8 protein-coding genes, 1 tRNA gene and 3 pseudogenes are annotated in these 12,441 nt (G+C 55.9%); 4 read left to right on the top strand and 8 right to left on the bottom strand.

Annotated elements, in window-relative coordinates; genetic code table 11:
* Positions 1 to 167: 167 nt before the first annotated feature.
* Together OKC30_RS16380 and OKC30_RS16375 are read right to left on the bottom strand one after the other, a co-directional pair.
* Complete coding sequence (locus OKC30_RS16380; RefSeq protein ID WP_041213197.1) at positions 168 to 2,492, bottom strand: acyl-CoA dehydrogenase; 2,325 nt, start codon at positions 2,490 to 2,492, stop codon at positions 168 to 170.
* Between the two features lie 47 nt (positions 2,493 to 2,539).
* The gene (locus OKC30_RS16375) at positions 2,540 to 3,193 is read right to left on the bottom strand and encodes a TetR/AcrR family transcriptional regulator (protein ID WP_244081992.1); all 654 of its coding nucleotides are present in this window, start codon (positions 3,191 to 3,193) and stop codon (positions 2,540 to 2,542) included.
* A gap of 468 nt (positions 3,194 to 3,661) precedes the next feature.
* On the opposite strand from OKC30_RS16375, the gene OKC30_RS16370 reads away from it, so the two are divergent.
* The 3 genes from OKC30_RS16370 to OKC30_RS16360 all read left to right on the top strand — a co-directional run bounded on the left by OKC30_RS16370 (position 3,662) and on the right by OKC30_RS16360 (position 6,837).
* Complete coding sequence (locus OKC30_RS16370; protein WP_039041236.1) at positions 3,662 to 4,402, top strand: phosphatase; 741 nt, start codon at positions 3,662 to 3,664, stop codon at positions 4,400 to 4,402.
* Positions 4,403 to 4,489: 87 nt separating this feature from the next.
* Positions 4,490 to 4,565: transfer RNA gene (locus tag OKC30_RS16365), tRNA-Thr, on the top strand.
* A gap of 847 nt (positions 4,566 to 5,412) precedes the next feature.
* Positions 5,413 to 6,837 carry a hypothetical protein gene (locus OKC30_RS16360; RefSeq protein WP_042649080.1) on the top strand — a complete coding sequence of 475 codons (1,425 nt, stop codon included), beginning with the start codon at positions 5,413 to 5,415 and terminating at the stop codon, positions 6,835 to 6,837.
* Positions 6,838 to 7,035: 198 nt separating this feature from the next.
* Here the strand turns inward: OKC30_RS16360 and OKC30_RS16355 are convergent, their stop codons facing one another.
* The 3 genes from OKC30_RS16355 to OKC30_RS16345 all read right to left on the bottom strand — a co-directional run bounded on the left by OKC30_RS16355 (position 7,036) and on the right by OKC30_RS16345 (position 10,356).
* A complete protein-coding gene (locus OKC30_RS16355) occupies positions 7,036 to 8,232 on the bottom strand; it encodes a J domain-containing protein (protein ID WP_042649079.1) in 1,197 nt (398 codons plus the stop codon).
* A gap of 158 nt (positions 8,233 to 8,390) precedes the next feature.
* On the bottom strand, positions 8,391 to 9,041 hold the full coding sequence (locus OKC30_RS16350) for a hypothetical protein (protein WP_042649078.1): 651 nt from the start codon (positions 9,039 to 9,041) through the stop codon (positions 8,391 to 8,393).
* Positions 9,025 to 10,356, bottom strand: a complete 1,332-nt coding sequence (locus OKC30_RS16345; protein WP_042649077.1) for an AAA family ATPase — start codon at positions 10,354 to 10,356, stop codon at positions 9,025 to 9,027. The genes OKC30_RS16350 and OKC30_RS16345 overlap by 17 nt, the downstream gene beginning before the upstream one ends.
* 287 nt (positions 10,357 to 10,643) lie before the next feature.
* Between OKC30_RS16345 and OKC30_RS16340 the strand changes: the two genes are divergently transcribed.
* Positions 10,644 to 10,859 (top strand): hypothetical protein, encoded by a 216-nt coding sequence (locus OKC30_RS16340; protein ID WP_042649076.1) that lies wholly within the window; start codon positions 10,644 to 10,646, stop codon positions 10,857 to 10,859.
* Here the strand turns inward: OKC30_RS16340 and OKC30_RS16335 are convergent.
* The 3 pseudogenes from OKC30_RS16335 to OKC30_RS16325 form a co-directional block, all read right to left on the bottom strand.
* Positions 10,860 to 11,054: pseudogene (locus OKC30_RS16335) on the bottom strand (IS1595 family transposase); the annotation flags it as partial.
* A gap of 12 nt (positions 11,055 to 11,066) precedes the next feature.
* Positions 11,067 to 11,872: pseudogene (locus tag OKC30_RS16330) on the bottom strand (IS3 family transposase); the annotation flags it as partial.
* 71 nt (positions 11,873 to 11,943) lie between these two features.
* A pseudogene (locus OKC30_RS16325) lies at positions 11,944 to 12,366 on the bottom strand (ISAs1 family transposase); the annotation flags it as partial.
* Between the last annotated feature and the right edge of the window lie 75 nt (positions 12,367 to 12,441).

Here is a 12,441-nt window from a genome sequence, read left to right as displayed (position 1 = left end):
TGCGCGAGCAGCTATCACCCAGTAATGGGAATCCCCCTCCTGTGACGCGAAGCGCTAAGGTGGGGGAGGATGTCAATGCATTAAACTGGAATTAATCGACCTTGTAAATGCCTGGTTAAACAACAAAAAACCGGCCACTAGGGCCGGTTGTCGGTTTACGCGCGGGGTCAGGCTGCATGCTCGACCGGGTTCGGTTGAGACAATCCTTCCAGCTCGCCAGGAGCGAAGTTGTCCACCTGGATAGCCTCGTAGCGCAGGGCATCGGCGGCCAGCAGCTTGTCCGCCTCCTCCTTGCCGAGGATGGACTGGGACAGGGCCGCAGCCACCAGCTCAGGCAGCGCCAGCTTGCGGGGCAGTCTGCCCTCTTTCTGGGCCTGCACCAGCTTCTTCTCGATGGGCTGCACCGAGACCATGGCCTGGAAGGCACGCTCCATCAGCCCCACCGGATCCGCCTCGTCCTTGCCCACATAACAGAGCGCGGTCAGACGATCCCGGAACTCGCCCGGCGTCATCATGGCCAGACAGATGGCATGGCAGCGATCGTCCGCCGGCATCTTGTAACCGACGCCGAACGGGAACACCACCCGCTTGAGTACGGCACCCACCACCTTGTTCGGGAAGTTCTGGAAGAAGCCCTCGAACGCCTTGCCAATCAGGTAGAGGTTGCGCTCCACCGCATACTGCACGAACGGCAGGTCAGAGACCATGCGGCCCTGATCCTCGTAATGCTTGAGGGTGGCGGAGGCCAGGTAGAGGTGGCTCAGCACGTCACCCAGACGGGCGGAGATCATCTCCTTGCGCTTGAGATCGCCACCCAGCATCAGCATGGAGACGTCGGCGCACAGGGCCAGCCCCTTGCTCATGCGGGAGAGTTGCTTGTAGTAGCGGGCGGTTTCGCCAGCCACCGGGGCACTATTGAACTGACCCAGGGTCAGCCCCTGGAACAGGGCACCGAAGAAGTTGCCGGTACCGAAGGCAATGTGCTTCATCAGCAGAGCGTCAAACTTCTCGAGACCGCGCTCCACATCGGTGTCGGCCGCCGCTTCCAGCTCGGCAAACACATACGGATGGCAGCGGGTGGCCCCTTGCCCGAAGATCATCAGGTTGCGGGTCAGGATGTTGGCCCCTTCCACCGTGATGGCCACCGGAATGCCCATGTAGGCGTAGCCGGTGTAGTTTTTCGGGCCCAGCTGGATGGCACGACCGGCGTGGATGTCCATGGAGTCATCCATCACCTGGCGGGCCATCTCGGTCATGTGGTACTTGGAAATCGCGGTGACGATGGCCGGTGCCTGACCCAAATCCAGGGAACCTGCGGTCATGCGACGAGCCCCTTCCAGCTGATAGGTGAGGCCGCCGATACGGGCCAGCGCTTCCTGCACCCCTTCAAACTTGCCGATGGACATGCCGAACTGCTTGCGCACGTAGGAGTAGGCGCCCACGGTGCGGCTCGCCATGTGACCGCAGGCGGTGCCAAGGGCTGGCAGCGAGATGCCGCGACCGGCGGAGAGGCACTCCACCAGCATGCGCCAGCCGCGGCCGGCGTAATCTGGGCCGCCGATGATCCAGTCGAGCGGAATGAACACATCCTTGCCGAAGGTCGGACCGTTCAGGAACGCCAACCCCATGGGGTAGTGGCGATCGCCGACGCGCACGCCAGGGTGACTGGTCGGGATCAGCGCACAGGTGATGCCGATCTCTTCCTTGTCACCCAGCAGTTTTTCCGGGTCATAGAGCTTGAACGCCAGCCCCAGCACGGTGGCACGCGGCGCCAGGGTGATGTAGCGCTTGTTCCAGTTCAGGCGAATGCCCAGCACCTCTTCACCCTTGTGCATCCCCTTGCAGACGATCCCCTTGTCCGGGATGGCGCCCGCATCGGAGCCCGCTTCCGGCCCGGTCAGGGCGAAGCAGGGTACCTCCTTGCCGTTGGCCAGCCCCGGCAGCCAGAAATCTTTCTGGGCCTGGGTGCCGTAATGCATCAGCAGCTCGCCCGGGCCGAGGGAGTTGGGCACCATGACGGTGACCGCGACGCTCAGGCTCTTGGTGGCGATACGGGTGACGATGGTGGAGTTGGCAATCGCCGAGAACTCGCGGCCGCCGTAGGATTTCGGGATGATCAGGGAGAAGAAGCCTTCTTTCTTCAGATAGTCCCACACCGGCTCCGGCAGGTCCTTGGTCTCGTTGACGATCTTGAAGTCGTCCACCATGGCGAGCAGGGTTTCGACCTGGTTGTCGATAAAGGCCTGCTCTTCTGCACTCAGCTCGGCCTTGCCGTAGCCGTGCAGTTTCTTCCAGTCCGGGTTGCCGCGAAACAGCTCCCCGTCCCACCAGACGGAGCCGGCCTCCATGGCCTCCCGCTCGGTGGCCGACAGGGGCGGCAATATCTTCTTGAAGATGCCGAACACGGGGCGGGTCACCACCTTTTTACGGATGGCGGGGACACCGAGCACCACGGCTATCGCCAGCACCAGCAGGACAAGCAATGTGATCATACCGAAGTTCCTTCTATTTCACTGTTTCCGTTGATTATTCTTAGGTGTTACACGGCCAGGGAGAGCCAGGTCGACTCCACGGGCGCCCCGACACCGGACGCCAGATAAGGAATGACGTTGCGCACCAGCCCTTCCACATCGAGCTGCTGGCCAAAATCGGCCTGGGCGATGTCACGCAGGGCATCCGCAGAGGCCATGGTGAAGACGACGGTGCCCAGGGTGAAGTGCAGGCGCCAGAAGAGATCCGCTGGCGACAAATCCGGATTGGCCTTGGAGATGGCCTGGGTGATCCCGTGCAGGGTCGCCCCATAATGGGTGGTAATAAAGCGGCGCAGGTGGCCCTGACTGTCGATATAGCCGCGCCCCAGCAACTGCATGAAGAGCGCCGGACCATTCGCCCTGACGGCCGACAGTTTCATCAGGGGTTCGACAAAGCTCTCGAACACCTGCAACAGGGTCAGCTGATCCTGCGCCATCAACGTCTGCAACCGCCCGTCCAGTGCCGGCATGAAGAGGCTCAGATAACGGTCGAGCACCGCCTGGATAAGCTCCTTCTTGGAGCCGAAGTGATAATTGACCGAAGCCAGGTTCACATCGGCCTCGCTGGTGATCAGACGCAACGAGGTATCGGCGAACCCCCGCTCGGCAAACAGCACCTCGGCGGCATCGAGAATACGGTTCTTGGTATCGATTTTACTCACTGGACACCTCACTTAAACGAATGTTTAAAAATTACGTTTCACGCCCACCCATGTCAAGAGAATGTGAACAGGTGTTGGCTAAATGTTTTTAATCAAAAAAGAGGGAAGATGGCGGGAACTTCGCAGCGAGACGGCACTCTATATCTATGCCACTGCAATTAAACATTAAGTCTCGCCCAACCTGCGTCATGCTAGTTGGGCATTTTTTTACCCTGCCGTCACCCGATGCGCCGACAGAGAACCAAAAAAAACCGTCGCAGGGGCGACGGCGGGGAAAACGGGTCTGACCATCCAGTGTCGACCCATCGATGGGTTTTCAGGCTTGCATCGATGTCGCCATCCTCGCACTGAAACGTCATCAGACTTTGTCAGCACAGACCCAAATTGTGACAAAGTATGACAACCAGCCACATGGCCCGGCTTCGCCAATCTTGCTATGCTGTCGCCTCATGCCAGAGGGGAGAGAAGATGAAGTATACGGTCGATACCCACACGCACACCGTCGCCAGCACCCACGCCTACAGCACCATTCACGATTACCTGCCCATCGCCAAAGCCAAGGGGATCAAGCTGTTCGCCACCACGGACCATGGCCCGGACATGGCAGATGCCCCGCATTACTGGCATTTCGTCAATCTGCACGTGTTGCCCAGGGTCGTGGACGGGGTCGGCATCCTGCGCGGCATCGAAGCCAACATCAAGAACATCGACGGTGAAATAGACTTCCCCGAGCGCTACGAGTCCCGGCTCGACATGATCATGGCAGGCTTTCACGAACCGGTGTTTCCCCCCTGCGATCAGGCGACCCACACCCAGGCCATGATCAACGCCATTCGAAGTGGTCGGGTCGACATGATAAGCCACCCCGGCAACCCCGCCTTCCCTATCGATATCCAGGCGGTGGTCAAGGCAGCGGCAGAGTATCGAGTGGCGCTGGAGGTCAACAACTCCTCGTTCAGTCACTCCCGTGCAGGCAGTGAAAGCAACTGCCGCGCCATCGTCGAGGCGGCGCGCGATCTGGGTGCCTACCTCACTTTCGGCTCCGACTCCCACGTGGCATTCAGCCTCGGCGACTTTGATCACTGCCATCGGCTGGTCACCGAAGCCAACTTCCCACATGAGCGGATCCTGGCCCGCTCCCCCCGCGCACTGCTCGATTTTCTCGAGAGCCGCGGCCGTGCTCACATCCCGGAGTTCATTGACCTCTGATATGCCTTAACATCATGAGCCAACTCATAAAATCGAGTTGGCTCAATTGACTTGTCCGGCTTTTTTCACGACTCTGAACATCAAACCGCCGGTATAGCTCAGTTGGTAGAGCAGCGCATTCGTAATGCGAAGGTCAGGAGTTCGATTCCCCTTATCGGCACCATATAAAACAATTACTTATGTTTTTCACATGGCTGGCAAATTGTAAGTTTTTGTCTTGGGTACCACGTGGGGTACCACATTTGGCACGAGGTAGGAACTAACCTTACTCCCTAAGGGCCTTCCTAACGGAGAGTGCCACATTATCTCAATGTATTCCCTTAGTCGGGTAAAGCTGTGTTCATGAAGGAAAGTGTTACAACACCAAGATGACTCATTCGTCCCCAATGACAACCTTTGGTGGCTAAGTCATCAAGGATAATAAATCATGTTGTTCTCTACGGCATGAACTAAGCCATAACAGCTAAGCTATTGAAAATAAAGGCACCATCATTTTATTGATAGTGCCTTTTTCGTTTTGAACCCACATTTGAACCCACACCTACAAGACTAGTTATCATTGTCGACGACTCAACTCGGACTAGCCTGATGAACAGCGTTGACTACATAACTGTACCTATCCTCCCCATGTTGCCTAATGCAAGAGAGGGCCAATGGCCCTCTCTTGCTATCTATGTTGTTGGTCAGTGCAAACAGCACTGCTTGTACTTCTAGCCGCAGCCAAAGGGACACGGCTCGTTGCGGCCAATCTTGATGGGTACCACCACTGGTGTTCGCTACGTTGTGCCAGAAAGTGGGCATGAAGGATACGAGCAGCAAATCGGGCCTTGGTGGCTTGCTCTTGCAGGTGTTCATTGCTGAGCGCCTCCAGCGACGTAGACATGGTTTCTTAACCATGTGTTCTTTATGGTCTCTGTCATCCGGGGGATGTCGCTCCAATGGATAGGCATCTATATCGGTCTCAGGCACAATGTTCGATTAGATAGACCTGATAATGGGTAGTTCAGCTGATGGCACGAATATTAACCAAAGCGCAATTGAGTAAACTGGAAAGCAAAAGCCAAGCCGAGCTGTTGGCTATCGTGCTTGACCTGGCAACGCATCTTCCCCTCGCAAAAAAGCACCTGATTAACCAGTACCTTACTGCTGAGGATGCCTTATTGGCATTGGCAAAAAAAGAGTATAGCAAGCTCACTCGTCGCCCCCCTTCCTGGGATTATAAGGAGGTGGATGCCTTCTTCGATACCTTGCAAAATCAGTTTATTCCGTTGCTGGCCAAGGGGATCGTCGCCTCTCCAAGGGAGGGAGAACTCTTCGCCCTCGAGTTGCTGGCGAATGCCAGAGCCTTGTATGAAAAGATGGATACATCCAGTGGCAGCTGGGAGGACTACCATCTTGCGCTGGTCGAACAGTGGTTGATGGCGATCGCTGCTCAACGAGAGTCTGTCCCCCCAGAGGTGCTGGCTCGTCGATTGCGTGACGGATTGTCAGACATTGATCCATCGATCAGCATTACTTGCCTGTTTGATTACCGTGATGTGCTCGGCTCCCCAGTGATGCGAGCCTTGCGCGATAACTATGCGGCGGCAGGTCTATTGCCAGAGGCGTTGGGGTTGAGCTTTGAGTTGCGTGATATTGCATTCTTTGACTCGGTGCAACAGGCTGGTCTCTTTAGCCACCCCCGTCAGCAGATTGACTATGCCAGACTGCTGACCGACGAATTACGCGCCGATCAAGCCATCGCGGTATTAGAGGCAATGGACTCGGCTCTGTTGCAGCGCCACCGCCAATTGAACCTGTGGCATCAAGTGTTGATCCGGGCCTATCTGGAAGAGGGACGCCGAGCTGACGCTCATGCTCAGGCATTACGCGCGTTTGCTAGCACACGGGCAAACTCGTTTTTTGCGAGTTATTGCCAAAGTGGAGATGAGCCTAGAGAAGTAGCATTAGGCCAGTTTGTTGCCATTGCCGAATCATGGGGGCTACGCGAGGTCTTGTTGCTGTTGGAGGAGGTTGATGCATGGCCACAACTGGCACAACGGCTTGAGCAATGTACAGATGCAGACTTGCAGGAGGATCTCTCACTCCTTGCTGGTTCAACCGTACGAACCTGGTCGAGCCGCCTCTATCAGCAGGGATTTATCGTGGTGGCAGTGCGGCTACGTCGTCAATTGGTGGCCAATGTCGTTAATCAGGGCAAGAGCACCTACTACACGGGGGCAGCCTCGGATCTGAAAAAGAGCCTGGATTATCAGGCGGCCTTAAAGGTAGAACAAGAGGATGGAGAGAGACCTCTCTGTTCGCCACAGGAGTATCTGAATCAGCTTTATCAGCAGCACAAACGCAAGAGCAGCTTTTGGGAGGCGGTTCGTCAAAAGCTACCGGCCATTACCATGTCGGCGAGCGGTGTGCAGTATCAGGCCGAGAATAAATAAGGCGCTAACACCTTTCACTCGGTCAGTCAGCTTGTGCTGGTGTTCCATGCGCCCTTGGCTGTCCAGCGCCTCGATAGCACTCATCTGGATGTCTCATTGCCACGACATCCTTCAAGCTACCCAAAACAAGAGAGAGCCATTGGCTCTCTCTTGTTTTCGAAATAGGTGTTTTCAAAAAATGTGTTTTCGAAAAAAGTGTTATCGAAAGAAGATCTCATCAAAGTCCGGCTCTTCATCCCAGATGGCGTGCTGACGTGCGTCCCAGCGCTCGGCCAGATAGGGTTTGAGGGTTGCAAGGGTGGTGATGGTCGCCAGTTGTCCATGCAACTGCTTGATATCCCGCTGTAGATAGTGCTGATGCTCCTCGAACGCGAGATCGGTCTTCTTCTTCGAGCGCTGTTTAAACTTGTGCAAGATAACCCCTTGCACTCCCTCCGGGCCACTATAAAAGCAGATCTCGAGCTCACGTTTTTTCTGCCAGAGCGCCGGATTGATGGCCACCAGATTCTCTTCACTCAGCAGCTTGTCTGCCTCGGGCAGATGGGTGTGAGCCAGGTGCAACAGAGTAAACATATCCCGCGTTTCCCACGCATGGCTGAGCTCGCCCATCAGGCGGCTCTTCTCTTCACGCTTGACCGGGTCTTGCTCCCGATCCGGGTGCAGCGTCATAGCCAGCTTGCGATAGAGCTGCTTAAGGCTTGAGTTATCGAGCAGTTGCTCAACCCTGGCAACCTCATCCGGATCGGCCATGTCATGATGATCCTGCCAACGTGCGAAAGCCTCGTCATTGGCAAAGGGGTCATCGCCACAGTCCGGCGCGTCGTCGTCCCACTCATGCTCATCACCGCCCTGTTTTTGGGCCTGGGCTTGCATATAGTCGCGCAGCTTCTCGGGATTTCTGACCATCTCGCGCAGCAGCTCGATATCATCGGGGCTCTCGCCAAACGCCTCTTGCAGCATGTCAGTGATAAAATCGCAGCTCGCCTCGAGCTGATCATCATCGAGCTGGCTGACGCTGCCCGCTTGCACCGCCATATAGAGTGACTCCAGATCCAGCTCCCCCCGAAACGGGTTGGATTCAAGATACCCCATCAATTCATCAATCCAGCCATGGAGCATCTCGCGCTGCCACTGGGTAAAACTTTTGCGGGCGGTGAAACCGGCCAGCCGCTGGCAAAGCTGAAAAATCAGCCCACACTGCTCACGCTCCAGAGGCTCAATGTCGCTGACAAAGCGCTGATAGATATCCGCCCCCTCTTGCTCCTGTTTGGCCAGCTTGGCCTGCAGCTTTTCGATGGCCTGCCACTGGCGATGAAAATAGGCAAGGGCCGGACTCTCGTGGCGCGGCTCGGCTTTTTTTCGCTTGGCCGAGGTTTTACTCTTGGTCAGTGACATGAAAACTCCAAATGAAAACGGGATAGTTGGCTACCGTGGCCACGGCAGATTATCAGAGGGGAGGAGATGCGCCTATCCTCGCGGTCTGCTGCCGGAGAAAAGCGCACGAGGTGTACCGAGGTTGTGGCTCCCGAGTCACCCGGGCAGGCACGCAATCGCTAGAGCTGACTGCGCAGTATGTTCACCAGTACAGGTGCGAAGGGCTCCAGCTTGCCTTGTTTGGGCTGGCTCAGATCTTCGATCAGCATTGTCAGCAATTGTGCATCATCTTCCAGCGCCAGTGCCTGCTGATCATCGCCATAGTGGGTCCAAATCAGGCTATCCACCAGCTGTTTGCGCTTGGCAACCAGCACCTTGTTGCTTTGCTCCGTATCACCCAGATTGAGTACCCGGATCGCCTCTTTGGCTCTTTCCGTCAACCCCTCAACCCGACCACTCCATTTAAAGCGCAACTCGGTTTCGCACTCAGGCATCAGCGGGGTCAACGGCAGAGGCTGCGAGCCATGGGCGGCATCGCACTGTTTCGGTGTTTTGCAACTGGCTACCAGATTGCTGAAATCCATGGTGCGCTTAGGGGCGAGATCCCTAGCCTCAACATGCTCGTTCATGGTGTCTTCACTGGTGCCGCTGATGGCTTGGCAACAGTAGGCGCAGAGATGGAATTGCTCAGTAGTGCAAGCCTCCCGGATCTGCTGGCGAATTGCCTGACCCTCTTCATCGTTGGGTAGGTCGTGATATCGAGCATGAGGATTTTGACGTTTGAATGCCGCCAGACTTGCAGGTTCTTGTCCCTTATAAATCTTGCGCACGGCGCAGCTCCTCTTTGCGCAGCAGCAGGCTAGCCTTGGTCAGCTCCAGGTTGTTGGCTGGCAGCTCGGCTCTTAGCGCGGCCAGCAGGGCATTGGCCTTATCAAATTGCCGATCTTGAATTAAATCGAGTAAGTCATTCAGTCGGCTCGCCACCCGCTCATTGCGAATAGCGGTATCCATCACCTCCAGCAGCACCGAGTTGGCATCCTGACCATATTGGGATGGCACTTCAGTCAACTCGCCATTATCGAGCGAATAGACCAGTACATCCTTGCAATCGCTGATCACCAGGGGGGAGTGGGTGGTCAGCACAAACTGACAGTTGGGGAAGGTATCAGTGAGCCGCTGGATGATAGTACGTGCCCACTGGGGATGCAGGTGCATGTCCACCTCGTCGATCAGCACCACCCCATCGCCGTGCAGCGGATTTTCCAGCTCCGGATTCATCATTGCGAGGCGGCGGGCAATATCGCCCACCAGTGCCATCAGGGATTTCTCCCCTTGCGACAGTTGCAACACATTGAGGGTCTGACCCTCCTTGTCGATGGACATATGCAGACGCGGCTTACGGCGGACCTTCAGATTTTTAAATCCGGGCATAAAGTTGGCAATAGCTGTGCGCACCGCCGTCAACTGGCGATCTCTGGCTGATGCCTGTGTCTGTTGCAACTTTTGCCAAAGATCAGGACCGAGTAAATCTTGAAGTTCATTAAGAACTTCAGTAGGGATTACCGACTCGTTTTCGCTATCTTCCCGCTCGCGAAACCACTCAAAGAAACGACGAAAATCGACTCCTTGACTCAGCGAATTGTCATAACCATCGAGTTGGCGAAATGAATGTTTCTCTTTGATCTTTAGCGGAATATCCAGCACCACCCGCTCGACTGGGTAGAAGGCGATCAGGGGTAAGCTGACATTTTCCTGCTCTGTCAATCGTGCTCGATACTCATCGGCTAGTTTGCTAGCGTCGGTCAATATGGATTGCTCGTTGCTCTTGCGACCGGCGCGAGTTTTGGTGAGAGACCAGATGTATTCCTTCAGCTGATCGTGTAGTTGAAGAGAGACCACCGCGGTATTGGCGCCATTGAGGATGACCTCTTCCGGGATGGGGCTGCCGCTGCCTTTGTCGCTGCGCAAACGGGCAACAAACCAGCTGAGTGAGGTCGCCAACGATTTGAGTACCGAGGTTTTGCCTGCACCATTGTTGCCAATCAGCACGGTCACATTCGAGTTGACCCGCTCCGTGGGGGCAAACTCGATGGCAAGACGCTCAAAACGCCCCAGATTTTCGAGGGTGAGTTGTTTGATTTCCATGCTCTATTCCTAATTTTGCTGCCAACACGACCTTATCTCGCCTGCACTTGGCTTACAACCCGTCGAATGTTGCCGCTGACTGCACATCATACGAGCGGGTCAGGCCGTTGCGCGAGGCTTGCGGGGCCCACACTTACCTTTTTTGCCGCTGGCGGTGGCCCGCTCGGTCTGAATGCGGGCCAGCAGGGCGGCGGTTTCTCGTGCGTCCGATTACGCTTCGCTAATCGAACCTACGTCGCGGATGTTTTGGTTGCCCGTTTGCGCGGCTTGGCAGTGGCCCGCTCGGCTTGAATGCGAGCCAACAGGGCGGCGGCGCTATTGTCGCCACTGATCAGGTCCGGGTTGGCTGCGCGCCAGTCGGCGGTCAGCTCGCCACGAAATGCCTTGGCCAGAATGGCCTGGGTCAGGTTATCGACCCGCGCTTTGGCCGTCTTGGCCTGCTGCTCGATGGTATCGGCATAGGCAAAGAGTTGTTCTACGCGACGGACAATTTCGGTTCCTGATTACCCATGACCCTCAGCCAGCTTCAAGAGCCGATATGGCATCGGAGGGCTTGCCACGACTGCATGCCCCAATTCAACCAACATGCTCTTGAGGTCAAAACGATGATTAAACCGGAAGCAGTATTCCGCAAGATGCCTTGGTAAATGCTTCGCTCCGAGCGTATGGCAACTGCCCCGCAGCGAGTTTTTCACATTCTGCGTATTCCGGCGAAGTTGAACAGCCATTCCGGCCAACGTGATCACCTGCTCCAGCGCCCGTTTGACTCGTGAGGCGGGTAAGGAGAAATCCACCTCGATGCACAGCGCTTCACGATTGAAGTCATCGATCACATTAAACAGCCGCACCGAGCGGCCATCGCTGAGCTGGTCATGCATAAAGTCCATCGACCAGCACTGATTAGGCTGGTCGGGAACCGCCAACGGCTCTGGCTTAGCCCGAACCAACCGTTTCCTGGGTTTTATCCGCAGATTGAGCTCCAGCGCCCGATAGATCCGGTATACCCGTTTGTGATTCCAGCCAAAGCCTTGGACGTTGCGCAGGTACAAAAAGCATAACCCGAAGCCCCAGTTGCGCTGGCTGGCCGTGATACGTAGCAGCCAATCGGCAATTTCCTGGTTTTCATCGACCAGCACGGGCTGATAGCGATAGCAGCTTTCACTGACCTTGAAGATCCGGCAAGCCAGACGGATGGATATGGCGTAGTGAGTCACGGCTTTGGTCGCCATCTCCCGGCGGGCAGATGGCGTTACCACTTTTTTGCCATGGCCTCGGTGATGATCTCTGCCTTGAGGCGCTCCTCGGCGTACATCTTCTTGAGGCGGCGGTTTTCGTCCTCCAGCTCCTTGAGTCGAGCCATGAGGGAGGCATCCATCCCCCCGAATTTGGAACGCCACTTGTAGAAGGTGGTCGTGCTGATGCCATGCTCGCGGCAGAGCTCCGGGACGGGAGCTCCAGCCTCAGCTTGTTTGAGGATGGCGATGATCTGGGTATCGCTAAAGCGTGATGTTTTCATGTAGAACCTCCTGCGTTCAAGGTACGGGAAAATTCTACTTATGAGCACCCTGGTTTTTCGGGGGGATTACCGGGGGATAACGAGCTGACATAGTAAGAGGTATCTACCGTTCCTTTTCCGTTGGCGCTGCGGTGACGCTCAACGGCAATGATGCTGCGGATTGTCGGCCATTTCTCCGTCAACTCTGGCGGTAATTTGGCTTTTAATTGAAACACATAACGCTCTTCCTGGCGGCCATGTCCACTCTCTTTGTGCTCGACGACAATCTTCTCTTTCTGGGCGTCAAACAGTGACTGGAATTGCGATTGAACCGCTTGATACAGCTTCGGTTGATTATTCTTGACCTGTACCACTACATGAGCCTTCTTCTCGCTGATTTTCTCCAGTGTCTCACGCTGACAATGCAACGCATCGAGTGTGACAACGGCTCCTTTTAGCTCAAGAATGTCCAGCATATCTTTGACGGTTTCGATTTCCCCCTTCTTGTTAGGGGTAAGCGCCGCTAAATCGACCTACTTGCCTTCGTTGTATTGCGCCACTTTTTTTGCAATGGGCTCCAGCGGGACGTT

It is taken from the genome of Aeromonas sp. QDB18, assembly GCF_027705325.1.
GTDB lineage: Bacteria > Pseudomonadota > Gammaproteobacteria > Enterobacterales > Aeromonadaceae > Aeromonas > Aeromonas caviae.
Note: the sequence above shows the minus strand (reverse complement) of the source record. Positions and strands in the feature narration are given on the sequence as shown.